The sequence below is a fragment of the Simiduia litorea genome (genome assembly GCF_042853465.1).
GTDB classification, from domain to species: Bacteria; Pseudomonadota; Gammaproteobacteria; order Pseudomonadales; family Cellvibrionaceae; genus Simiduia; species Simiduia litorea.
Genome location: NZ_AP031497.1, coordinates 2,608,414 through 2,633,016, shown reverse-complemented (window position 1 = coordinate 2,633,016; position 24,603 = coordinate 2,608,414). Strand labels below are relative to the sequence as shown.

21 protein-coding genes are annotated in these 24,603 nt (G+C 49.6%); 11 read left to right on the top strand and 10 right to left on the bottom strand.

The window, feature by feature from the left end; genetic code table 11:
• Positions 1 to 29 precede the first annotated feature (29 nt).
• Positions 30 to 935: an SAM-dependent methyltransferase gene (locus ACGHTT_RS11700; protein ID WP_390590731.1), complete on the bottom strand. Its 906-nt coding sequence runs from the start codon at positions 933 to 935 to the stop codon at positions 30 to 32.
• A 237-nt stretch (positions 936 to 1,172) separates the two neighbouring features.
• Between ACGHTT_RS11700 and ACGHTT_RS11695 the strand changes: the two genes are divergently transcribed.
• From ACGHTT_RS11695 to ACGHTT_RS11665, 7 genes are all read left to right on the top strand, one after another.
• Positions 1,173 to 1,724, top strand: a complete 552-nt coding sequence (locus ACGHTT_RS11695; protein WP_390590730.1) for a GbsR/MarR family transcriptional regulator — start codon at positions 1,173 to 1,175, stop codon at positions 1,722 to 1,724.
• A 24-nt stretch (positions 1,725 to 1,748) separates the two neighbouring features.
• Complete coding sequence (locus tag ACGHTT_RS11690; protein WP_390590729.1) at positions 1,749 to 2,162, top strand: hypothetical protein; 414 nt, start codon at positions 1,749 to 1,751, stop codon at positions 2,160 to 2,162.
• 510 nt (positions 2,163 to 2,672) lie between these two features.
• Complete coding sequence (locus ACGHTT_RS11685) at positions 2,673 to 2,930, top strand: Rho-binding antiterminator (protein WP_390590727.1); 258 nt, start codon at positions 2,673 to 2,675, stop codon at positions 2,928 to 2,930.
• A 22-nt stretch (positions 2,931 to 2,952) separates the two neighbouring features.
• Positions 2,953 to 3,972 (top strand): XdhC family protein, encoded by a 1,020-nt coding sequence (locus ACGHTT_RS11680; RefSeq protein ID WP_390590725.1) that lies wholly within the window; start codon positions 2,953 to 2,955, stop codon positions 3,970 to 3,972.
• Positions 3,969 to 4,583 carry an NTP transferase domain-containing protein gene (locus tag ACGHTT_RS11675; RefSeq protein ID WP_390590723.1) on the top strand — a complete coding sequence of 205 codons (615 nt, stop codon included), beginning with the start codon at positions 3,969 to 3,971 and terminating at the stop codon, positions 4,581 to 4,583. Before ACGHTT_RS11680 ends, ACGHTT_RS11675 begins: the two co-directional genes overlap by 4 nt.
• Complete coding sequence (locus ACGHTT_RS11670) at positions 4,571 to 5,086, top strand: (2Fe-2S)-binding protein (protein ID WP_390590722.1); 516 nt, start codon at positions 4,571 to 4,573, stop codon at positions 5,084 to 5,086. Before ACGHTT_RS11675 ends, ACGHTT_RS11670 begins: the two co-directional genes overlap by 13 nt.
• Positions 5,086 to 7,287 carry a molybdopterin cofactor-binding domain-containing protein gene (locus tag ACGHTT_RS11665; RefSeq protein WP_390590720.1) on the top strand — a complete coding sequence of 734 codons (2,202 nt, stop codon included), beginning with the start codon at positions 5,086 to 5,088 and terminating at the stop codon, positions 7,285 to 7,287. The genes ACGHTT_RS11670 and ACGHTT_RS11665 overlap by 1 nt, the downstream gene beginning before the upstream one ends.
• Before the next feature lie 83 nt (positions 7,288 to 7,370).
• On the opposite strand, the gene greB is transcribed toward ACGHTT_RS11665, so the two are convergent.
• Entirely contained in the window at positions 7,371 to 7,877 is a 507-nt protein-coding gene (gene greB / locus ACGHTT_RS11660; protein WP_390590719.1) for a transcription elongation factor GreB, read from the bottom strand.
• Positions 7,878 to 8,018: 141 nt separating this feature from the next.
• Positions 8,019 to 8,381 (bottom strand): DUF3192 domain-containing protein, encoded by a 363-nt coding sequence (locus tag ACGHTT_RS11655; protein WP_390590718.1) that lies wholly within the window; start codon positions 8,379 to 8,381, stop codon positions 8,019 to 8,021.
• 463 nt (positions 8,382 to 8,844) lie between these two features.
• Between ACGHTT_RS11655 and ACGHTT_RS11650 the strand changes: the two genes are divergently transcribed.
• On the top strand, positions 8,845 to 10,437 hold the full coding sequence (locus ACGHTT_RS11650) for an aldehyde dehydrogenase (NADP(+)) (protein ID WP_390590717.1): 1,593 nt from the start codon (positions 8,845 to 8,847) through the stop codon (positions 10,435 to 10,437).
• 77 nt (positions 10,438 to 10,514) lie between these two features.
• Here the strand turns inward: ACGHTT_RS11650 and ACGHTT_RS11645 are convergent, their stop codons facing one another.
• On the bottom strand, positions 10,515 to 11,561 hold the full coding sequence (locus ACGHTT_RS11645) for a methyltransferase domain-containing protein (RefSeq protein WP_390590716.1): 1,047 nt from the start codon (positions 11,559 to 11,561) through the stop codon (positions 10,515 to 10,517).
• Between the two features lie 166 nt (positions 11,562 to 11,727).
• Between ACGHTT_RS11645 and ACGHTT_RS11640 the strand changes: the two genes are divergently transcribed.
• Both ACGHTT_RS11640 and ACGHTT_RS11635 read left to right on the top strand, forming a co-directional pair.
• Entirely contained in the window at positions 11,728 to 13,440 is a 1,713-nt protein-coding gene (locus ACGHTT_RS11640) for a lysophospholipid acyltransferase family protein (protein ID WP_390590714.1), read from the top strand.
• A 380-nt stretch (positions 13,441 to 13,820) separates the two neighbouring features.
• Positions 13,821 to 15,170 (top strand): DUF4397 domain-containing protein, encoded by a 1,350-nt coding sequence (locus ACGHTT_RS11635; RefSeq protein WP_390590713.1) that lies wholly within the window; start codon positions 13,821 to 13,823, stop codon positions 15,168 to 15,170.
• Positions 15,171 to 15,258: 88 nt separating this feature from the next.
• On the opposite strand, the gene ACGHTT_RS11630 is transcribed toward ACGHTT_RS11635, so the two are convergent.
• Entirely contained in the window at positions 15,259 to 18,054 is a 2,796-nt protein-coding gene (locus ACGHTT_RS11630; protein ID WP_390590712.1) for a collagenase, read from the bottom strand.
• A gap of 547 nt (positions 18,055 to 18,601) precedes the next feature.
• Between ACGHTT_RS11630 and ACGHTT_RS11625 the strand changes: the two genes are divergently transcribed.
• Complete coding sequence (locus ACGHTT_RS11625; protein ID WP_390590711.1) at positions 18,602 to 19,048, top strand: hypothetical protein; 447 nt, start codon at positions 18,602 to 18,604, stop codon at positions 19,046 to 19,048.
• Between the two features lie 157 nt (positions 19,049 to 19,205).
• Here ACGHTT_RS11625 and ACGHTT_RS11620 read toward each other — a convergent pair whose 3' ends face one another.
• From ACGHTT_RS11620 to ACGHTT_RS11600, 5 genes are all read right to left on the bottom strand, one after another.
• Positions 19,206 to 19,904: an esterase/lipase family protein gene (locus ACGHTT_RS11620; RefSeq protein ID WP_390590710.1), complete on the bottom strand. Its 699-nt coding sequence runs from the start codon at positions 19,902 to 19,904 to the stop codon at positions 19,206 to 19,208.
• A gap of 94 nt (positions 19,905 to 19,998) precedes the next feature.
• Positions 19,999 to 21,627, bottom strand: coding sequence for a long-chain-fatty-acid--CoA ligase (locus tag ACGHTT_RS11615; RefSeq protein ID WP_390590708.1), 1,629 nt, complete (start codon positions 21,625 to 21,627; stop codon positions 19,999 to 20,001).
• A gap of 175 nt (positions 21,628 to 21,802) precedes the next feature.
• On the bottom strand, positions 21,803 to 23,245 hold the full coding sequence (locus ACGHTT_RS11610; protein ID WP_390590707.1) for a M48 family metalloprotease: 1,443 nt from the start codon (positions 23,243 to 23,245) through the stop codon (positions 21,803 to 21,805).
• 15 nt (positions 23,246 to 23,260) lie between these two features.
• A complete protein-coding gene (locus ACGHTT_RS11605) occupies positions 23,261 to 23,911 on the bottom strand; it encodes a hypothetical protein (protein ID WP_390590706.1) in 651 nt (216 codons plus the stop codon).
• Positions 23,908 to 24,591 (bottom strand): hypothetical protein, encoded by a 684-nt coding sequence (locus tag ACGHTT_RS11600; RefSeq protein ID WP_390590705.1) that lies wholly within the window; start codon positions 24,589 to 24,591, stop codon positions 23,908 to 23,910. Before ACGHTT_RS11600 ends, ACGHTT_RS11605 begins: the two co-directional genes overlap by 4 nt.
• Positions 24,592 to 24,603 lie beyond the last annotated feature (12 nt).

Below are 24,603 nucleotides of genomic sequence, written 5' to 3'. Positions count from 1 at the left end.
GGCGCTGCACGGCAATTCACTCAGGGCCACTATTTCTTAGCGGACACCAAATAATAGCTGTAGCGCTTGCGATGTAGGCCTAGAATGATGCCGTACATTGGGGCCAGAAAATGGCCCCATTGAATACGTTTATCACCGGTTTTTCGGAAAATCTTATTGAAAAAGTATTTCATTGAAATCCAAGGCACAAAACCGATGCTGGGTGCCACCCGCCAAGCGGCGTCCTCCACCACAATATCCTCAAAGCCCAAGTCTTGCATGGCTGCGACAAAGTCGTCGATGTTGGCGAAATCTTCCAGTGCCCAACCGTCACACACTTTACGATAGCAGTAGCGAAACAGGCCTGAGGCTTGTTTGGTTTTGGTGAAACCATCGGCCACCACTAAGCGCGCGCTGGGTTTTAAAGTGCGATAGGCCTCTGTCAAAAATGCCAATTTACTTTTGCCCTTGTCGTAGCAGCTGCTTTCAATGGCGTAGGCGCCATCAAAATGGTTGCTGGGCACCCGTTGGCGACGGTAGTCCATGAGTTGAAAATCCAGTTGTTGTCTTTGCCGGCTGTTGGCGCTGCGTGCTTTGGCCTGTTCGACTTGGTGGGGCACAATGCTTATACCGGTGACATGGGTATTGGTGAGATTTTCGACGCAGTAGCGAGCGCAGCTACCCACGCCACAACCTAGATCGATGAGATGGTTCTTGTGTTCAGTATTGAGCTGCAAGCGCTGTAGCACTTCCTGGTTCATTTGCTCCAGCATGGCTTCTAACTTGAACGGGTTCAGGCCCCAGCGGTAGTAGCCGAAGTGCATATTGTAGTTGCGGCTCCAGGGCTCGTAATCCATGCCTGCTTCAACATAATAATTAATGATGTCTAACTGAGGCTTGGGTAGCCTGTCAGCACTGGGCAGGTCTGTGCTGGTGATCGGGCAGGGCTTGGTCACTGTCGTCTCCTTGCGCGCTGGGCGGCTTTCGGTGATTGACAGATTAAGAGTACGCTATTACAGTAATTTCTGTAAAGACAGAAATTACTGTAATTTTAGTGCACGTTCCCGAGCCGTCGAGAGGGCTATTTAGATGGCTAGTTTAAATGGTGTCGTGCGCTCAAGTTAACCGCCGCTGCATTGAGTGTGTGCGCTCGGTGTATTCGATCGTAACGCTAGGCCGTTAAGGTGAACGATATGGAAAATAAACCGTTTGAATTAACGCCGTTAATGCAGCGCTATATTCTGCATTGGGGCGAGATGGGTAGCCGTTGGGGGGTGAACCGAACCGTTTCGCAAATACACGCGTTATTGTACTTGGCGCCCGAGCCATTGAACGCGGAGCAAATTGCCGAATTGCTATCGGTAGCCCGCTCCAATGTCAGCAACAGTTTGAAAGAACTGCAAAGCTGGGAGCTGGTTAACGTTAGCCATAAAATGGGCGACAGGCGCGATCACTTTACTGTGGTGGGCGATACGTGGGATATCTTTTTTACCATTATCGAGCAGCGTAAGCGGCGTGAATTAGACCCGATTATGAGCATGTTGCGGCAGTGTGAGGTGGAGATGATCAACGATAAAGAAACCTCGGCTCATGTACGAAAAAAAATTAATGAAATGCATGGTTTTCTCGACGGTATGTTGGTGTGGTACCAACAAATTGCCACCTTGCCGCGCACGTCTTTGCTGGCATTAATTAAGATGGGCACAAAGGTGATTCATTTTCTACCCAAAAAAAAGACCAAGTAGAAAAATTTTAGTAGAGAAAAGCGTATGCAAAAAAATATCTACCGTTGGTTAATTGGGCTGGGTTTGCTTCATGCCATGGGGGGTGTTTTATTGGTTTTTATACTGGATACCCCGTTGGCAGAGCCGTACCTTGATTACCTTGCACAACAACTTGCCGTGCAGGATGGTCATCACGCTGGGACGCCTGTGTTGCTCGCATTGTTTGGCCCAACTGTGGCTAGTTGGGGTATCTTGTTTTGTCTGGCTGTGGATTATTACTATACCAGTGGTAAGGCCATGGTTAAGTGGTTGAGCTTTGCGGCTATTTTTGTTTGGTTATTGTTAGATTCGACTATCTCGGGCTTCTACGGTCTTTATTGGCATTGGTACATTAATGGCTTTATGGCCACTGCCTTGTGTCTTCCTCTTTTACTGTTACAGCCTAAACAGCATCACTGATTGAGCGCCATCTTAGGCGCGTGCCATGGCACTAATCATCTGCTTTGTCGTTTAAGAAGACCCTTTCGTAGGTATTGCCGTGTTTGCCGCAGACGCGGGTAAAAATTTTTATAACGCTTATTTAGACGTAATTTCAACGACGTATCGATAGGGTGCAACCTTAATGCGACAACGCCAGCCAGTGCTACCCACTTTTTTCGTTAACGCGCCAGCAACCGTTTCGAGTTCTTTTTAATGGCCGCTTTTTCTACGGTAGCTTGCCGGCAGGGACGACTTTTCAGGCTTAGTTTTTAGTTAAACATACCTACTTAATTAATGAGCGCATTAGAGGATTAGGTAGAAGAGGTTTGGATATCTTAATTCAATTACCGGCAGTCCAAGTTTCCGCTGAGGCTACTAGCTTTCATATAATTTCTAGTTATATGATTCCTAACCGAGAAAGCCTCCCTGTCCGCGACTTTTTACGCTATGGTTAGGCCCAGTTTGGTCCTTGCTTGAGGTGTTACATTCATGCCGATCTCCTGTCAGGCGCACGATTATGTTGAAATTGTGTGTATGCGAGCCTCAAAGGTTCATCTACTGCTGCATTCAGGTGAACGAGTGGCGGGTATAGCTGAGGATATTACCCGTGTCGGCGGTCTTGAGTGTCTTCAGTTAATAACCCCCGCAGGTGCTATCAGCGTTGATCTTTTAACAATAAAAACACTCGAGGCTCGAGATAACCACATCAGCGCGCATAATTTTATCGTGCAACTCAGTGCCGAATAGATTAGAAATCCAGGTCAAATTAATGGGCAATCACATTCAAGATATTCTCGAGTACTGGCATCCCCAGCGCGATGCCTGTAGGTGGGTGCTCGGAACCGTTGTCCAGACGGAGGGCTCTAGCTACCGCAAGGTTGGCGCGATGATGATGTTTAACGAGCGCGGAGAGTTTTTTGGCTTGCTCAGTGGTGGTTGTTTAGAAAAAGCGCTTTTTAACGATGTGAAAAAGGTGATCAGTTATAACCGATGCCTAGAGGTTGAGTTCGACTCCACGGGCGACACGGATGTGGCTTGGCAGTTAGGTCTCGGCTGTGGCGGTAAAGTGCGCATTCTGTTACAGCCGGTGTTGGCTGAAAATCAATATCAGCAATTAGACACGTTATTGGCGGCCTTGCGCGCGAGGCAGAGCGTTCGATATCGTGTCAATTTGGCGGCGCACTGTGTCAATTGGCTTGAACCTGCACCACCATCGACGGATGTACCGATAACGCGCGTTTGCGCCGACCAAGCCGATGCGCCGGAAGGTTCGACAGAGTTAATCCTATCCCTCACCGCGCGCCGGCATCTCGTTGTCTTTGGTGCCGGTGTGGATGCCGTGCCCTTAGTACAAATGGCAAAAACGTTGGGCTGGCAATTAACCTTGATTGATCATCGTGTGGCCTATGCCCAGCCGCAGCATTTTAACGCTGCAGATACCATTATCCGCCAGCCTGCGGGTCACGCCGAGGTGATTAAGCATTTAGCCGCAGCAGATGCGGCTTTTATTATGACGCATAACGTCCAGTTAGATGCCGAAGCCCTTACCGTGTTGCTACCCACTCGGGTGCAATATATTGGCCTGTTGGGCCCCGCACACCGCAAACATCGCGTCTTGATTAAAGCCGGGCTAAAACACGATGGACGCATACACGGCCCTATGGGGTTGGATCTCGGCGGTGAGTTACCCGAATCGATTGCGCTCGCGGCACTTGCTCAGTGCCATCAGGTATTGGAGCTTGCCGAGTCTCAACGACCAAGCTTAGGGGCGCTGGAAAAATGTCGATGACATTGTCCGTTCTGGTGTTGGCGGCAGGGCAAGGGCGGCGTTTTGGCGCCGAACCCAAGCAATTGGCGCCGTGCATGGGGGCGCCTTTGTTGGCGCATAGTTTGACGCTGGCGGAGGCGATGGCACCAGGGCGGGTGATGCTTATTCTCGGCGCCCATGCCGAGCTAATAGTGCGGCAGATGTCGCGCTTGCAACAGCTGCAATATTTTGTTCATCCGCAATGGATGAATGGCTTGGGCGCAAGCATTGCTTTTGGTGTTCAACATTTACCCGCCGATACGGATGCGGTGTTGATTTTGTTGGCCGATCAAATAGCGCTTACACAAGCAGATGTGGATGGGTTGCGCCAGCGTTTCGAACAACAGCGTGGCGAATCCTCGTTAAAAAATATTGTCTGCGCGCACTATGACGGCCAAGTGGGCGTGCCAGCTATTTTTCCGCGCCGCTATTTTAGTGAGTTGGCTGCGCTACAAGGCGACAAGGGTGCAAAAAAATTATTGCTGACTGAATCAATAGTGAGCGTGAGTTTGCCCAATGCCGCCATCGATATCGATACACCGGAAGATCTACTAAATTTTACTGAACGCAAGGAGCCATCATGTTTGAACTGACGATTAACGGCGCAGAACACACGCTAGACGCCGAGCCGAACATGCCTTTGCTGTGGGCATTGAGAGATTTATTGCATTTAACCGGCACCAAATTTGGTTGTGGTATGGGCTTATGTGGTGCCTGCACTGTGCATGTCAATGGCGAGGCGGTACGCGCTTGCCTAACACCCATATCGGCGCTACAAGGTGCAAAAATTACCACCATAGAAGGTTTATCAGCGGATGCGAGTCACCCTCTGCAACACGCGTGGGCTAGCCATAATGTGCCCCAGTGTGGCTACTGCCAATCCGGTCAGCTCATGAGTGCGGCGGCACTGTTAACAAAAACGCCGAAGCCTTCCGATACCGATATCGATAAGGCAATGGCCGGCAATATTTGTCGTTGTGGTACCTACCCGCGCATTAAAGCGGCGATAAAATCCGCCGCTGGTGTGCAAATACACGAGCCAAAAAAACAGACGAGTGTTGAGCCTAACCTAGGCGCTAAGGGAGGTGTTGCATAATGGCTAACTTAACGATTCTCGATCGTCGAAGCTTTCTAAAAGCCACCGGCTTAGCCTCTACAGGATTGGTGTTGCAGGCGACTATCACAAACGATGTATTGGCGAGCCCGCACCCCGGTAAAGCGGCATTAGTGTTAAATGTGTTTGTCTCCATTGAGCAAGATGATAGCGTCACTATTGTTGCCCATCGCTCGGAAATGGGCCAAGGAATTCGCACGAGTTTACCGCAGATTGTGGCCGATGAAATGGAAGCGGATTGGCGTAAAGTAAACATTGTGCAAGCTATTGCCGATGAAAAATACGGCAATCAAGATACCGATGGTTCGCGTAGTGTGCGTACGTTTTTTCAAACCATGCGCGAAATTGGCGCGGCAGCAAAACTGATGTTGCGCCAAGCCGCAGCGCAAACCTGGCAAGTAAAACTCGAAGAGTGCGTTGCCATTGATCACAGCTGTCGTCATACGCCTACCGGTCGCGTGTTGCGCTTTGGTGAGTTGGCGGCAACCGCAGCGGCACTACCCGCGCCTGCACCAAATAGCCTGAGCTTCAAAGCTAAACAAGATTATAAATATATTGGCAAGCCCGTGGCGATTGTCGACTTGCCGGCAATGGTATCCGGTGCCACGCAGTTTGGTATAGACACTCAGCTACCCGGTATGGTGTACGCCAGTATTGAGCGCTCGCCGGTTATGGGTGGCAAGGTAAAAAGCTTTGATGCCAGCGCGGCATTAAAAGTGAAGGGTGTGTTGCAGGTTGTGGAAATAGCTGGCGGTATCCTGCCGGCGGCGTTTAATCCCCACGCGGGTGTCGCTGTTGTAGCCACGAATACTTGGGCGGCGCAAGAGGCACGCAAGCTGGTTAATATCGAATGGGACTTAGGCTCCCACAGCAACTACGATTCAGCTCAGAATTTGCGCGATATGGCAACCGGTAAGTTAGGCGAACGAAAAACCTTGTTGTCTAAAGGAGAGGTGGAAGCTGCATTTACATCGGCTGCCCGTGTTTTCGATGCCACCTACAGCGTGCCGCATTTAGAACATGCAACCATGGAGCCGCCGGCTGCGGTGGCGCGTATCACCGGTGATCGCTGTGAAGTGTGGGCCTGTGTACAAAGTCCTGTGCGCGCAAGAGATGTTATTGCCGGCGCTATAGGTTTTAAACCCGAGCAAGTCACCGTCAACGTCACGCTGCTGGGCGGCGGTTTTGGGCGCAAGTCCAAACCGGATTTTGCCGCCGAGGCGGCGTTGATCGCCAAGGCTGTTGGCAAGCCTGTGAAGGTGACGTGGACGCGCGAAGATGCGATAAAGCACGGCTATTACCATGCTTCTAGCGTGCAAACTTTCGCTGCGGCGCTGGATAAGAAAAATCAACTTGTGGGGATTAAATCCTGTGTGGCATCGCCCACTATCATGAGCCTGTTTGGCCCCGACAGCGGCTATTTGCAAGAATGGGAAGCGGGGCAGGGTTTTTCAAACTTGCCCTATAACATTGCCCATCAACTGATTGAAAACGCCCATACACCAGCCCATACCCGTATTGGTTGGATGCGATCTGTATTTCATATCAACCATGCTTTCGGTGTTAACAGTTTTTTTGATGAGTTAGCGCGCGACGCTAAGCAAGACGCGTTGGTGTTTCATCAACAGCTCATCGGCAAAGACCGCATTGTCGATAAAGATAGCGATCATCCTTTCAAAAGCAACCGCTTGTTAACTGTCATGGATACAGTTAAGAAAAGCAGCGGTTGGCCGCACAAAGCTGAACCTAATCGAGGCTGGGGTCTGGCCCAGCACTACAGCTTTTTCAGCTACGTGGCGGTAGCGACTAAGGTAACCTTGAAAGATAAAGCGCTCACCGTGGATGAGGTACACATAGCGCTGGATTGCGGTCAGATCGTTAACCCTGATCGGGTTCGGTCGCAAATGGAAGGCGCGGTAATTTTTGCCTTGTCGTTTGCACTGTACGGCGATATTGAGTTTAAACAAGGCGCCGTTGTACAGTCGAATTTTCACGACTACCCGCTGTTGCGTATGGATAAATGCCCGAAGATTGTTGTCACTCTGATTGACAGCGATGAAAAACATACGGGAGTGGGCGAGCCTGGTGTACCGCCGGTGGCACCCAGCGTAACCAATGCTATCGTCGCTGCCGGTGGGCCACGCATCCGTCAATTGCCGATTAATCGATTTTTAAATCCATAATGATAAAACAGAAAAATATAGCGGCGATCGCCGCTATATTTTTAATCTAAGCTGTAAGCTGGGGGCGGCCATCCGCATAGCTGTTACTCACACGCCGTGTATTCTATATTGACGATACAGCATAAGTTTTTTTTCTCGCCAATCACAATCCACACGTCATCATCTAAGCGTTTGCCGAGCACAGCTTTCGCTAGCGGTGAGTCCATACTGATTTTTCCGACGTTGATATCGAATTCATCTGGCCCAACAATCTGATAGCGCTTTTCGTTGCCGGCTTCATCTTCTAGTGTAACCCAAGCGCCGAAGAATACTTTTTCTTGGTCTTCGGGAAGACGATCAACGATAGTGAGTTCGTCGAGGCGTTTGCTCAGAAATCGTACCCGGCTATCAATTTCTCTCAATCGACGCTTGCCGTAGATATAGTCGCCGTTTTCCGAGCGGTCGCCATTCTTGGCGGCTTCGTGCACGGTGTTAGTGACCACCGGCCTCTCCACCTTCCAAAGTTGGGTCAGTTCTGCTTGCAGTGCGCGTGCACCGGCGGGGGTAATATAGGCCGAACCTCGGCGAGTGGGGGGGCGCCAGCGACCCATGGTAGCTCCGAAAGAATTATCTTTAATCGGCTATTTTGCCATGAATTTGCTGTTCTGGTGTGAGTTTATAAAAATTAGGCAGTCAAACGTACAGTTGACTGCCTTAGGTCATGTTTTTATGGTTAAGGCTGAGCCCGCCGGTTAGTGATGCTGGTTCGACGAGTAGGCTTTTGCGCCCCAGCCAATCAATTTTCCATTGCGAAATACCAACGGCGTGCATTCATCTTTGGTGGTGATGCCATCCTCTTTCTGTCGCTGGGTGCGATAAAATAACACCCGAACAGCGGCATCTTTGTCGCTGTAACCCTCGCTAAAATCTGGTTCACCTAAGCGGCTACGAATATCAGCTTCTGCCGTGTCAATTTGGAGGCTGGAGATAACAGCCTTGTTTTCGCGCTCGGCTTTTTCCCAATCACTATTGGAGTCGCCACCCTTGTTAATGTAAATGCACGCGCTAAGTAAACTGGAAGCAACGATGGCGAGAATGAGGGATGTAGGTTTCATGTGATGAGGTCCTTTTTTGGTTTGAATGTTATGGCTGCATCCTAACGTTATTTTTAACCCGATGAATCTTCGTTGAGCGCAGATAGAATTCCTTATGTCGCGTGGCTGAGATAGCGTGATGATTATTCGCGTTGAGTCGATTTTTTTCGAAAGCTCATTGGTTTTCCTCGCCTGAAAATACCGGCGCTTGATTGCTGTGGCGTGTGTTGCTCAAAGAGCAAAATGTAAATCCCATGTTTTTATGGCGAACCTTCAACATAATCCCTGTGTGCTATCTCAGTCGCTATAGCGTTCCGAGCGATTGACTGTGCGTTCAGGGTTTATTGCCTCGCGGCCTGTAAGGGGCTTTTGAGACAGCTGAACTGTTCGCCCAAATCTGGTCTGTTTACCATACCAGTTTCTTCTGGTATGGTTTAAATACCAGTTGCGGGCTTGCCTGCACAAATCTTTGTTGAGGTGAAGTATGAAGGTGACCGGTGAGATGTTAATCGGCGCGCGTGCGGTAATGGGTAGCCAAAAGCCAATTTTTGCGGTCAATCCAGCTACCGGTGAGTCGATACAACCCGCGTTTGCTAGTGGCGAAGCGCAACAGGTGGCAGAGGCGTGCACATTGGCGGCTAGTGCCTTTGATGGTTATCGTAATCTGCCTTTACCGGCGCGAGCCGATTTTTTAGACGTGATTGCACAGCAAATAATGGCCTTGGGTGACCCGCTGGTACAGCGGGCCATGGCCGAAACCGGTTTACCACGGACGCGAATAGAAGGTGAGCGGGCAAGAACGGTAGGGCAGCTGCGGTTATTTGCAGCGCTGGTGCGCGATGGAAATTACCAAGATGCACGCATCGACCCTGCGCAACCAGAGCGCAAGCCGCTTGCCCGTTTGGATCACCGCTATCGCAATGTTGCCTTGGGGCCAGTAGCGGTGTTCGGCGCCAGTAATTTTCCCTTGGCTTTTTCTGTGGCCGGCGGCGATACGGCCTCCGCGTTGGCGGCGGGATGCCCGGTTATCGTTAAGGCTCACTCTTCTCACCCCGGTACCTCAGCATTGGTGGGGCGCGCCGTGCAAACTGCGGTGCAAATTTGTGGCTTGCACGAAGGTGTATTTTCGCTGTTATTTGGTTCTGGCGCGCAGGTGGGAGCCAGTTTGGTGGCGCACCCGAGTGTTAAAGCGGTGGGGTTTACCGGTTCGCAGGCGGGGGGTATGGCGCTTATGGCCATTGCCGCGCAGCGCAAAGAACCTATTCCCGTTTATGCAGAAATGAGTTCGATCAATCCCGTTTTTCTACTACCTAAGGCGTTAGAAAATCGTGCGGAAATAATTGCCGAGATGCATGTGGCTTCCATGCTGATGGGCGCCGGTCAATTTTGTACTAGCCCGGGTTTGGTCATAGGGGTTAAGGGCGCAGGTTTAAATCGTTACCTCGATAAGGCCGCCACAAATCTAGTGTCGGTCGCTAGCCAAACAATGTTGTCACCCAGTATTCACAAAGCCTACCTAGCGGGTGTTGAGCGCGTCAGTAGCGCGCCCGGCGTTAGGGAAATTGCACGCAGTTTGCACTCGGCTGACGCCTGCCAGTGTCAAGCGGGTTTATACTTAGTGAGTGGCGCAGATTTTATTGCGAACGCGCAATTACACGAGGAAGTGTTCGGCTCCTTAGCGCTCGTTGTCGAGTGTGACAACGAAGCCCAAATGTTTGATGTGCTGGCGCAGTTACAAGGTCAGCTGACTGGCGCTATTCATGCCGACGACGATGATGATCCCGCATGGGTACAGCAGTTGATCACAGCTTTGGAGTTGAAGGTTGGACGTATTATTTGGAATGGTTTTGGAACAGGTGTGGAGGTGTGCCATGCCATGGTCCATGGTGGGCCCTTTCCTGCCACCTCAAATAGCCGCACCAGTTCGGTTGGCAGTGCGGCTATCATGCGCTTCTTAAGGCCCGTATGTTATCAGCAACTGCCCGATGTTTTTTTACCGGCAGCATTGCAAGCGACCAATCCAGAAAAATTGCAGCGTCTGGTGGATGGCAAGCGCCATGGATCAGCCAAGCCCTAGTTCGACTAACCGCTAATAAGGCAATTGCCGCATAACGAAAACATTTTTTGTTATGCGGTAACAGGTGTAATGACCTATTAACAACAGGCGCCACCACTGCTTGTCACTTGCTCCGTGTCAAAGGGTAGGGTTGTGCCGCAGCCGTCAAAAATGCCGTAGTGCTTACCCCAGTTACCGATAAAGTCAAAATGCGGTTTGAAGCGTGTGTCATGTAGCATTCGCCAGGTATTTCCGCACACGGGAAACACTTTTCCAGTCTGTATGTCGTGGTGTTTATCGAGGGTAAAGCTGTGTGGATGGTGTTCGATACTGCCTTTATAGATCACCGCTTGACCATAGTCCTCACAGAAGGGCTCCAACGCCGCAATTTTGAATAACCGGTAAGTGGCAGAGAAAAAGCGAATGTCACCGCATTTTGCTTTTAATGCGTTGTTTTCGATGGTGATGGGTGCGTCTTTAACCAAGCGAGGGTCTAAAAATCCACAGGCTTTCGCTGTGTTATGAAAATCGTTCCAATAAAAAGCACCCGACAAGCACTCGCCAAATAAGACGGGGTCTTTGGCGAGGGCCTCGGGCATGCGCCGGTCTGCATAAACATCTGAAAAATACATTTCGCCACCGGGCTTCAGCAGCCGATAAGCCTGTTTTAATACCGCGGTCTTGTCTTCGCAAAGATTAATGACGCAGTTAGACACGATGACGTCGATGCTGTTATCGGGAATATCTAACTGGTCTAGATGTTCAAGTTCGCCCTGTAAGAAGGTCACATTGGCGTTTTTGTAGCCAAATTTATCGCGGTGGTAGTCCACGTGCCGGCGCGCAACAGCCAGTTGTTGTTCAGTCATATCGACGCCAACCACAGAGCCGGTTTCACCGACCAGGGCTGACATGGCAAAACAATCCCGGCCGGCTCCAGAACCTAGGTCTAAGATACGCAGCCCTCCGATTTGTTCGGGTAATACCAGCCCGCAGCCATAGTACCGAGCATGCACCTCGTCGTGAATGGCCGCTAATATCGGCTTTAAATACTCTGGTGGCTCTTCGCCGGTACAGCAGGCATTGGTCTGTAAGTCTGAGGATTGTTGCAGGGTTTCGCCGTAGTAGGTTTTAACATCTTCGCGCATGAATATATCCAAGGTAAATGTTACGTGGTCAATATCGGATGGCTGTTGGAGCAATTTAAGCTGCCATTGTTACAGAATAGTCTTATTTATGTCACATCTTTGCCATGAATTTGTCACGCCGGCGGGTTAACTTGCGCAGGTAGATGGCAAATTTAAGGTGAAAATTATGATCAATGTCGAACAATCTGTCGTAACTAAATTACCTTGGCTGGGCGCGCGCTCTCCGATAGTGCGGCAGTCGGCATTGGGTGTATTTCGCAAACTCGTGCATCAAGACGAAATCAATGAATTCTTGATCGAGCATAAAGCGCTTAAAAATTTTAGCTTCATTGATAAGGTGTTTAAATATTTCAATTTTAGCTACAGTTTGTCATCAAAGAGCCGGGCCAATATTCCATCCGAGGGGCGCGTCGTGATTGTGGCAAATCACCCTATTGGCTCTCTGGATGGGCTAGCGTTGCTGCGCGCTGTGGGCGAGATTCGGGCCGATGTTAAAATCGTCGCCAACGATCTATTGGCCGCGTTTACGCAATTGTCTGAGCTACTGATTTCCATCGATAATATGGGGCAATCTTCTTATCGCAAGAGTTATCGTGCGGTGATTGAAGCGCTAGAAGCGGATTGTGCGATCATCGTGTTTCCCGCGGGTGAGGTCTCTCGAGTCAGCCCAATGGGCGTGCGCGATGGGCGTTGGCAGACGGGCTTTCTCCATTTTGCGCGAAAAACCGGTGCCAGTATTTTACCGGTTCATATTGAAGCCCGTAATTCGGCGTTGTTTTATAGTTTGTCGATGATTTATAAGCCGTTAAGTACTTTGTGGTTAGCCCGCGAAATGTTCAATAAAAATCACTCCGACATTAAATTTCGCGTCGGCGACCCACTGCCAGCTAAGGGTTTTGAGGCGCTGCAAGTTGCCGACCGATCTGTGGCTGCGCGTTTAAAAAAATATATTTACAAAATGGGCAAGGGCAAAGCTAAGGGTTTCGTCACCGAAAAAACCTTAGCCCATCCAGAAAATGCTAATGCTTTAAAGCAACAGCTTAGCGCTCAACGTTTGTTGGGTGAAACGCGCGATAGTAATCAAATTTATCTGGCCCAATATTTGGAAGATTCACCGCTCATGCGCGAACTGGGGCGCTTGCGCGAAGCAACCTTTCGCAAGGTCGGCGAAGGTACGGGCTCCCGTCGGGACCTGGACAATTATGATCGCACCTATCAACACTTGATCCTATGGGATAACCAGCGTTTGGCGATCGCTGGCGGCTATCGCTTGGGAGACTGCCGTCAAATTTTAGAGCGGCAGGGCGTAGCGGGTTTATACACGGCGGAATTGTTTACTTATCAAACGGCCGCTATGCCCTTGTTGGCGCAAGCGGTGGAGTTGGGGCGTAGCTTTGTCTCACCGTCTTATTGGGGAAAAAACAGTTTAGATTACTTGTGGCAGGGGTTGGGTGTTTTTTTGAAGCATCGGCCTGATATTCGCTATTTGATTGGCCCTGTGTCAATGAGTGCGGATATTCCGAAACCTCTGCGCAATAGGTTGGTGCACCATTATCAAAACTTTCATGCCAGTGAGCAGCTATTGGCGCTGAGTCACCAACCTTTTGTTTTAGAGCCACACATTCAAGAGGCGCTGGATGTAGAGCTAGGTGAGTGCGATAGAGAGCTCAGCTTTAAGCGATTACAGGCGGCCTTCGCAGCGGAGGATTGTAAATTACCCGTGTTGTTTAAGCAGTATGCAGCGTTGTTCGAAGAGGGTGGTTTTACACTTATGGATTTTGGCGTTGATGCCGAGTTTGGCCACTGCGTTGACGGCCTATTTATCGCCGATTTGCACGCCTTAAAAGCCGCTAAGCGCAAACGCTATTTAGGTTGTTAATATGCGGTTAGTCGCGACTAATCATTGATCCATAAACTAAACGCCAGAGCAACTATTGCGCTGGCGCGTTTTATTTTAACGTGTAATAAGGAATTTTTTACCCAATAGCAATCTTCATACGCTTGCCAGTGTTATTTTCTTCTAAATTACTATCCCCAAGTTAATTCTATCTCGTTGATTATCATCGAATATTCTTTAGCGTGAGAAGTTCATTGATTATCCACTGGTGACTTAAATTAAAGCCAAGCCATTTTATACGCAGTAATCGCTGCTATTGGATTCATTGGCAGAATTAATCAATTTTTATAGTCCTTTGTCTAATTGGCGACGTAACACGCTCGCAATTCAATTCAACGCTTCGCACAAAAAGGATAATTGAGATGAATATTAGAACCCTTGCTGCAGTAGGCTTGTTGCCGTTGGTATTAGCTGGCTGCCCGTTCGATGATGACGATGATGATCCAATTGTTGAACCTGAAGTTTTAACCACCAGTGTTAGAGTATTTCATGCATCGCCCGATGCCCCCGCTGTGAATGTGCTGGTGAATGGTTCGGCCGCGGCCGCTGGTTTAGATTACGCACAATCGACTGGTGTTCTGACCTTAGATGAGGGTACCTACACTGTTGCTGTTGAAGGTATCGTACCTAGTGGCAACGTGACTGTTATTGGCCCAGTAGATTTGGACTTGGTGGGTGATACCCATTACGATGTCATTGCCGCAAATGGCGTAGCGGATATCGAGCCGATTGTGATTTCTGATACCGGTAGCTTGAGCGATGCCAGTTTAGTTCGCGTGCGAGTCGCACATCTAGCGGCCGCAGCGCCCAGCGTTAATGTATTCGTCACCGCACCGAGTGATGATATTACCGGGTTAGATCCGCTCGGCACCTTTTCATTCGGTGAGCTGTTGGGGCCTGTAGAAGTTGCTGCAGGCGATTATCGTATTCGGGTAACCCTTGAGGATGATACGCTCGTGTACGATTCGGGAACTGTTAGTTTAGCGGCCGGTAAAGATCTTCTTGTCGGTGCTATTCCTACGTTTAGAGCTAACGATGCACCGATTAAATTAGCCGTGCTAGACGCCGATGCCGTAGCTATCATTCACGATCAAAATGACGGCGCCAATCTGCGTGTTGTGCATGATTCAGCGGATGCGCCAGCCGTCGACGTATATCTGAATGATTCAGCAACGCCTGCCATCGAGGATTTAGAGTTTCCCAATGTTGTTGGCTACGTCAATCTCGCCGCTGGTGATTACGATATCGAGGTAACGGCGGCCAATACCACGTCAGCTGTTATTAATGCCGATGCTGTAGCTCTGGAAAATGGCGCGTCTTATACGGTGATTGCGCTTAATCAATTGGCTGATATTGAGCCTTTGTTGTTGGCCGATAATGAGCGCAGTGTGGCCACCGAAGCGCGTGTGCGATTGATTCACGGCTCAAGCCTTGCCGGTAATGTGGACATTTATGTGGTTGAGCAAATGGCAGATATCAGTATGGCCTCGCCGGCGTTCAGTGACATTCCGTTTAAAGCCGACACGGGTTATGTGAGCTTAGCCGCAGGTGAATACGATGTTGTTATTACGCCACAAGGTACTACCACAGAAGCAATACGCGTTTCCGTGAATTTACTAAACGGTGGTATTTATACGGCCATTGCACGCGATGGTGTTGGATTGACGACGCCTTTGGGTGTTATCGGCCTAGATGGCTTAGCGCCCATTTAATTTAAGCCGTTCTTTTTTATAACATGCTAACTAACAATAACAAGGGCGCCTAGGCGCCCTTGTTATTAAGTCTTATTGGTTAAACTGGCTACTGTTGATCCATCTGCAACGTTAAGCCTGCGTGGGTACCGCTAATCATCACATAATGCCAACCGGTGCTCGGGTTGTTCACGGTAATGGTTTCGCTGTTACCCGCACCTGTGGAGGATTTACTGAACTGTGTCGTCGAAGGCCAGCCGCTATTGCTGTAGTACAGATTAGCGTTGCCCGAACCAAATCCGGTGCGTAAGGTCAGTTGGGTGGCGTTGTTAACGTAAAAATAGAAGTACAGGGTACCGTTCGTTTTCGCGGTAACACAAACAGGTTGCTGCGAACTTAGTGATACATAATCGGTTGCAGATTGCGTCAAGCAACTGTTACTTAAGCCATTGCCGCCACCTTGGTTAATGGTGGCCGTGGTGCTGGCTGAATGGCTCGCACCTTGGTTGTCCGTGACGGTTAGCTGCACGGTAAAATTACCCGCACTCGCGTAGGTGTGCGATGGGTTGGCCAAGGCACTGGTGTTGCCATCGCCAAAGTTCCAAGCATAACTCGCGATGCTGCCGTCACTGTCAGTTGAGCCATTACTGCTGAAGTTTACGCTTTGCTGAGCCGTTCCCGTGTACGGGCCATTAACCACGGCAGTTGGCGGCGTGTTGCTGTTACCGCCTGCGCTATAACTGGCAACGAGGCTCACATTGGCGAAGGTTGCATAGCTATACACATGCACATACCAGCGGCCTGAGCCCGGGGCGGCGAAGCTACAGGTTTCCGCGTTGCCGGTGCGGTAAGGCCTGCAATCGTAGCTGCTGCTCGTGGGCGCAACGGCGCGTTTTACGTAAATGTCGGCATCGCCTGTGCCACCGGAAATCGCAAAGGATAGATTGGTGGCATTGGTGGGTACATCGATATAAAACTCTAGCGGGCTATTGTTACTGGGTGAGGCGATGGTACGTGCCTGACCATTCGTTAACAGCTTATCATCTACCGGTGGCGTAGGAGTGTTGGTGCTTTGTACCGTTCCTAGCCATGTATTCCATTCATTTTCATAAAGGTTAGAAATACTGTTGATGTAACTTAAATAGGCATCGTAATTGCCAGCGCGGAAGTACTGCAGCATTTGGTTGACTTCGCTTGGATGGCGCTCGAACATGAAGCGCACGGCCAAGTAACCCCAACGGTAAACACGATCTTGCCCGCTGTTGTAGTCATTTGAAAAAATGGTGCCTAAGGTGAAAGCTTTGGTACGAGCAAGGTTGATAGCTGTATCGTTAAAATCTTTCTTGGAAATATATTCCGCTAAACCCTCGATCCACCAAACGGTTTTGTGTGTGCCGGTTTTTGCCGCGGCAAAATCGCCTTTTAGATTAAAACGGCCATCTAGGTAATGTACATACTCGTGGGTTAGGTTCCAAATATGGAATTCAGGCAATAGCCACTCGGCTTCATAGGCGATAAAACGCGCCTGATTGTTGGCATCTGCTGGATTGCCCTCGAGATACATGCCACCGTTGTTGGTATCTATACCAAATAGAACGCCAGCGTTTTCTTGGTAGCTAGTGCTGTTATTAAAGACCACCATTTCTAATTTGGTATTTAAGTCGCCGGCTACTGGGTTATAGCTTGTCGCTAATTTTTCGTGGAAATAGCTTTCCTGTACAGAGAGTTGATTACAGGAATCCGCGAACTGTGCATTGGTAATTGCTTCCGCGCGCATGACTAGCGAGCTACTGCACGTGTGAGTCAGTGGCAGCACTTGAGCTTCTAACTCTGCTTTGAAGCCACAGATATTAAAATCCGCACACTGACCTTGGTAATCAATCACCGTCGCCGTGCGCAGCCAAACAGATCTACCTGTACCGTTTAGACTATAGCGATTAAGAATGGCCTGAACTTCTGATTTGATCGTAGGGTAAGCGGCAGCCGTTTTGTATTGTAGGAAACGGGCTAATTCGCCGGCAGCATTTTCCTGTAAAAAAATCGCATCGGTTGCCAGCATCCAATCTTGGCGCGCAAAGTTGCCGAGTTGTTGCGCTAACTGTGTATCAGTTTTTACTAGGGCTTGAAAATCAGCTTGATAGTGACCCCGGTATAGAACGGTAAAAATACCATTGACGGAGGCTCTCATATTTGGCGACGTTGCGTAGCTGGCATTCCAACGGCTCAACCACTGTTTGACCATGGGTAAGTAGCGCGCGTTTTCGCCGGCACTGTCTATTAAAATAATGGCATCTTTAATATTTTTCCCATGCTGATCTGAATTTGCATAGAAATCCACGTTGTTGACTAAATTATCCAGTGCGCTGCGCACGGCGTTCTTGACATCGCTCGCGTAAGGGCCGACATCGTTCGGACTGTAGTATTCGTGGTAGTAACCAGTTCGTAAAAAGTAGTACAGATTATTGATGCTAGTGCTGCCGCCACTGGCTCGGTAGCTGGCCGCCATACTTGCCGTTGCATTCGCCACTGTCACCATTTTCGGCGATTGAAAGGCGGCAAAGCTGGTGGCATTAGCGGTATACAAATCATTAATACAGCTAATATCTTGGCTCAGAATATGATCCACCAAGCTTTGCCCTGTTTTCGTTGCATAGCCATTGGTGTCGCAAGCGGCTACGGCGGCCATAGTGGTGGCTAGCTTTTGGGTTTTTAATACCGGTGTTTGCACGGTGTTTCGGTCGGGTAGAGGCTCGACTGGCGCGATGTGTGTTTGCGAGTGGGGGTTGTTAGGTACAGATTGGGACAGAGGGGCTTGCTGTGCACTGCTACTCATACTGAAGCTGGATGCTAATAGCGACAGTGAAAGAGACAGGGTTAGCAGACCACGGTTGTTATTAATATTCATGGGGTCCTCTCATTAATTGTTATCGACACCTGTTTGTTAGCCTGGTTATTGATGAGCAGTTATCAATGGATCTTTCTGATTTGCTAGCCGTTCATCAATTGCTATCTAGGTGTCGACCGATTGCGGCCACTCCCATTGAGCGACCGATGACTACTGTAGATTATGAATATATTGTATACAATAGTCTCTTGGTTGGATTTGCTATTAATATGGCAAAAATGTGAATTTCACGATAGTTTTCTGATTTGTTTATTTCATTTTGCTATTAGCCTGGAGCCTCTAAGTAGATCTTGTATCAATGCCTAGGGTTTGGGCATCATGGTGGATCTGGTTAGTTGCTGTTTGGTGGCGCCTTGCGCAATCGAATCGGTGGTTATATCGACCCGTATGGCAGGTGCTTCTATGAGGTTCTTATATGAAAATCTATTCTGTCACTATTAATCATTATTCCTATTTTGATGACACTATTGGATCTTGGCGCGTTATTTGTATTGAACTCGGTTGAGTCGTTCACGAAGGGCGACATGCTGATGTGGGATATAAAAATATGTGTCGATTTTTCTCCAAATATCTAATGGCCTTTGGCTTGTTAATCAGTTTCTCTTCACTCAGCGTTGGGCAGGGGCTGAGTGATGAAGAGGCGCTCTCGCTCACGGCAGATTTGGTTTTGTTGCGCTATGAAAACAGTATTGATAACTGCGAGCACATGGGAGCGAAAAATATGGAGCAGCTGTACGCGGCCTTGCGTCAGCTGGGGCAATTGCGGCAAGAGAGCGTACCAGTTAAATCGACGCGCTTTATCGAAAGGGCTAAGTCTAGTTACCGCTTAGGGCTTGCAGGTTTGCCAAAGCCTGATGTTGAAAAAGCCGACCATGTGGCGCTTATCTGCGAGCGAACCCACGATAAAATGGCTCAGTTAGACGCCGCTAGCTTCTCGCGCCTCGTGCAAAACTCGATGCGCGAATACCAAATGCTCTTCGCACAAGCTAAATAAACCATTGATTCTATTAATACAGGTGCATTTTTTTGGTGCGCGTCAGCTTTTTGATGCGCCAAATTAATGCGCTCGGGCGCAACTTGATTGAGGAGGCTTGGTTCGGTCTGTCTATTGGCTTGTAGATGCCGGCGGCCCTTGCCTTGTCGCTAGGGGCTCACTCTTCACTCCGGGCTTTAAACCGCCCCTGTTTAAGGTAGTAAACCACCTCAGCAATAACCCGATCGTTTTTCATCATGAATGGGTGTGTGACCGGCATTTCGATGTGGTCGTTCATGCCCTCGAGTTTGGTTCGCTCGATAGCTACCTTGCCATCATCAGTGCCGGGAATTAACGCTGAAAGTATCCAATTAATACTGGCGCTGCCGGCAATAATACCCACATTAAAATTGGCTGGGCCCAAACTATTAGGAACGCTTAGTGCCCCAGTGCCAAGTTGCAGCCCCGCGTCGCCATTGATGAAATGAAAGCCAGGCACAGCTTCAAGCTTGTCAACCACTTCGCTGCCCTGGTTGGGTGGCCCCAGCATTACCACATACTTTAATTTGCTTATTTTGTGCTTGGCTAAGTATTGCCGCACCAAAATGCCACCAAGGGAGTGGGTTACAAAATGAACCTCGTCATCTGCCACGCACTGCTCAAGTGCAGGTGTAATGGCACGCTCAGAAAGTTCATCGATGCCATGCTGACGCGAAGGATAGCCCAGATTTACGGTGTTAAAACCTTCGGTGATAAGTGCCTGTTGCAGCGTTTCCATGGAGCTTGGCGAGCGCGCAAGGCCGTGCAGTAGAATCACGCAGGCAGCGTGGGAAAGCGTGGATAGCAAAGCGAGAATGACCAAGGTGAGAAATTTCATTGTGAAGTGGTTTATCGTTATTGTGTGTGGTTGATGAAAAGAGGTGACAAAACGATCAAACATATTTGGTGTTTTTGTCACCTTGGGGTGCTTGTTATTGTGGCCAGACATAGCCTTCAAAGGTCACGCGTAAATCTTTTTTGCTGACTTTTCCGGTGGCGGTATGGGGCAGGGTTTCCACCAACTCACAGGCTTCCGGTATCCACCAACTGGCAACCTTGCCGTCGAACCATGCTAACAGTTCAGCTTTGTCGATCGTCTGGTTGGGTTTGGCAACGACAATGAGTAGAGGTCGCTCTGTCCACTTCGGGTGGTTAACCCCGATGACTGCGGCTTCTAACACTTGTGGGTGGGTCATGGCGCAGTTTTCTAATTCAATCGAAGAAATCCATTCGCCGCCAGATTTAATCACATCTTTGGTGCGATCCGTAATGTTCATGTAACCTTCGTTATCCATGGCGGCCACGTCGCCCGTTTCAAACCAGCCATCGGTATCGCAGGCGTCTTTTTCAGCTTTAAAATAGCGTTGAATTATCCAGGGGCCGCGCACTTTAACGGCACCGGAAGATTTGCCATCCCAAGGCAGTTCGTTGTTCTTGTCGTCGGTAATTTTTAGTTCGACACCGTAAGCGGGTCGCCCCTGTTTTAGGCGTACTTTGGTTTTTTCTGGCTCGGACCAATCCAGCATGTGTGGCTTTAGTGTGTTGTAGGTGCCGAGTGGGCTCATTTCTGTCATGCCCCAAGCGTGATGGACTTCAACACCATGTCGCTCGCGGAAGTTGTCGAAGATGGGCTGGGGGCAAGCGGCGCCACCCGTAACAACGCGTGTCAGCGTCGGGATTTGCTGTTGGCTTTGCTCTAGATAATTTAATAGCGCTAGCCACACAGTGGGTACGCCGGCAGATACGGTCACGGCTTCTTGATTTATCAGTTTACACAGGGTTTCACCGTCACCCATCTTTGGCCCCGGCATTACGAGCTTGGCACCAATCATTGGGCAGGTGTACACCAAACCCCAGCCATTGACGTGAAACATCGGCACAATGGGCAGCACAACGTCGCGCACGGAAATGCCAAACACGTCGGGCATCGCGGTGGCGTAAGTGTGCAGTATGGTCGACCGATGCGAATACAAAACGCCCTTTGGGTGGCCCGTGGTACCAGAGGTATAACACAGTGCGCTGGCATCGTTTTCGTCGATGGCCGGCCAGTCGAAGGTGTCAGTTTCATTGGCTAACAATGTTTCGTAGCAGTGTAAGTTTTTTAAGGATGTCTGTTTAGGCATCATTTCTGGTGCGGTTAAAACAATGTACCCTTTTACCTTTGGTAGGCTAGGTGCCAGTTTTTCTAGCAATGGCACAAACATCACGTCGATGAATAGAAACTGATCCTCGGCGTGGTCAATGATGTACTGCAATTGCTCGGGAAATAAGCGTGGATTAATGGTGTGGCAGACCATAGCTGAACAGGAAATGCCGTAGTAGAGTTCAAAATGCCGATAGTCATTCCAGGCTAAGGTGGCAATGCAGTCGCCTTTTTTTGCACCCAATGTCGATAGCACATTGGCGAGCTTGCGCACGCGTTTAAACGCATCGGCATAGGTGTAGCGATGATTTGGATTGTCCGCTGTGACACTCACAATCTCGCTATTAGCGTAGACCTTTTCAGCAAAATTCATGATGCTGGTGGTGGTTAAAGGGGTGTTCATCATTTGCCCTAGCATGCGCAATCCTCTCGTTGGTGTTGTCTTATATTTTCTGGTGTTCGGGGTTTGTAGCTATGACTAGCTACGCATTAATGCCTTGCGTGTCGTTGTTAATCTTAAACCTAATGCCTTAGTTGCAAGCTGGCAAGCTTGGCTTGGTCTCTTGGCGTTAAAGGTCAATAACGTGGTTGGATTATTCGATAATTTTTATCCATTCGCCCGGTGTCGGTTCGCCGCGAGGGTAGTCGCCATTGAGCAGGCGTAACTGATCTACGCCGTGTTGGCCTAATCGGCCGTGATCGGATAGCGCTTGATAGGTGGTGTTGGCATTCGCTTTAACGTAGCGTAAATGTTTTGACGCGCCTTTAGGTGGCGCCTTGGCCGGCTGGAAAGTGCTAATGATTTTTTTGAAATGATCATCGTCCTCTTCCTGCGTGATTACGCCGGTAAAGTTATAGGCGCGATTTCCTTGAAACAGTACCGCGACGCGCGTGGTTGGTTGTGATTCCTTGGCGCTAACAACGCCCATATGGCCCACTAGGCCGAATTGGTTTAAGGGTTCAGATTGCGTTAACAGGCCTATGTTTAGTTCATCGCGTAAATAGGCGCTGGGCTCCATGGGCACTTTAAGCATAGCGATGCCTAAGGTGAGCTGGGTGTGTGCATCGCTAGGCTTAACGGCTAAAGCACTGCGCTGATTTTCGACGCTCCAACCGGCTGGATGAATAAAGGTAAAGCCAAGCTTACTGTGAATATAGCGATTTTCTTGGCCGGGTATGGCCATGTCATAGTTAATGCCGATCACTAAACCGTTAGTTTTCTGGCGAAATATGTCTGTGTTGAGTTGTTTGTCGGCATCCTCTGGCAATGTGCCGGCCGTTGCAATTACTTCTTGTAGACGTTGATCGTTGCGAGGGTGAGTGGAAAAGACGCCGTGATAGCTCTGCTGTTTTTTACCCGCCTCTTTGGCCCGATAGCGAGCGTAGCGCTCTTGGTCTTTTAAAATACTGATAACATCGATCATGGCCTTTGGGTCGTAGTGGGCGCGGTATAAATATTGGGCGCCAAAACTGTCGGCTTCTAGTTCCATATCGCGTCCGTAGCCAGATACCGCTGCACCTGTCCATAAATCTGCGGCATCGGCCACCACCATGCTCCCGGTTGTAATGACCGTGGCAACGGAAACAGCGCCGGCACCTTTGCGCGCGGCATCTTGGCGCACGGTATGACGCGCGGTCACGTGAGCTATTTCGTGCGCTAACACGGCAGCCAGTTGTGCTTCATTTGCAAGGTAGCCAATGAGTCCTCGGTTAATATAAATATAACCCCCGGGCAGGGCGAAGGCATTGATGTCGGGGCTATCGATAATCGTGAAGGTGTAAGTGAGCTCAGGTCGGTCGCCGATTTTGGCCAAGCGCTGGCCCACGTCGTTGACATAAGCGTTTAACGCCGGGTCTTGGTAAACAGGTGTGGACGCAATAATTTGTTGATGTATTTCCTTGCCTTTACTGATTTCACTGTCTTCGCTCATAAAGACAAAATCTGGCGTGCCAGTAGCCGGGTTAATGGCGCAGCTGGTGGAGCCGAGTAAACTTACAACACCGAGTGCGGTGAGCAGGGTTCGTTGAAGTTTCATGATGGGTTCCTCAACTTAACTATCGGGTTTTAAAAATTTGCGCAATTGGGTGCCGAGCCCTTCGCAGGCACCATTTTGTACGCGTGCAATGAGCGGGATGGGCACAATGATCGCGGGCATGTATGACGTGCCAGAGGCATCAGCGCTGATCTTGCCGACCACTTGGCCCTTGTCGAAGTCCCATATCGTAGCCTCGTAATCGGACTCCTTATCCCAAGTGCCGAAGCCAAAACAACCGGCGCCGCCTGGGCCCACAGAGCAGCCGATGGAGCCGGCGCTGTTGGTGGTTTCTGTGTGACCATCAATCCAAATAATATAGTGAATATCGTAGTTGCGCAGTATGTGTGCCACATCATCTCGTTGCGCCGTTCGGTGCAGACTTCGAATAGACATGGGCGCCAAGCGTGGTTCAAACCAAGGGTAGAGCCTATCGACAAATTCGCGTTCGCCGATAACCTTTATGCCACTACCGGAAGCGATCTCCTCGCCAATGCATTCGACTAAATCGGGTTCGGTTTCATAATCGCTGGAGTGACGTCGGCCCAGTACCACGACGCTATCAGTGGCTTCGAGATTGGCATTGCCGCGTTTGAACTCGTCCACAGTGACCGAGGTGCAGCCGCTGCCAATTACTAAGCAAAGAGCGATAACATAGAGAGGTTTCATGGCTGGGCCTCCTCATCGAAATCTAAGGGCTTTGGGCTGACGCTGGGCGCGGCTTGTGCGGGCACCGGTCGCTGTTCCATCCAAGCCTTAATTTCGGGCACGCGGTCAAAACCGGTGATGAAGCTAGCGCCGGCATCGCGTAATGCCATCATGACGGCTTGGTTGAGCGCATCGTCTTCCGACTTTAAAAAGGCGGTGGGGGTTTTACCGTAAGCGGGCATTACCCAGTCGGCAATTAATGCACCTTGGTTGTTGTAGACTTGAATGCTGTACTTTATCCACACCTCGAAAATATTCACCTTGGTTTCTTTCGGCATGGCGTATTGGAAATCGATAACCTTCGGCAACAAGATAAGGTCGGCATTAATTTTCTCGCCGGCTTCTGGCAAGTTTTCAATGTAGGTGGTTTGCCTAAACATGGCGTCGAGCAGGGTGGCGAGCAGTTTTTGTTGAGCGCCGCCTGTGCCAATGGTCCACTTTAGCCGGTCTTTACTTTTTTCTTCATATTGAAAGGTTTGAAAACGCGGGTTATTGACCACCGCCACGATCATATTTTTTTGATCGACAAGGGGTTTCGGTATATCGCCCTCTACCTCTACTTTGCCAGCACAGGCGCACAACAAGATGGCTAGGCTGAGGGTCGTTATCTGCGTTAATGTTGGCAGATACATTTTATTCATTATCACTGCACA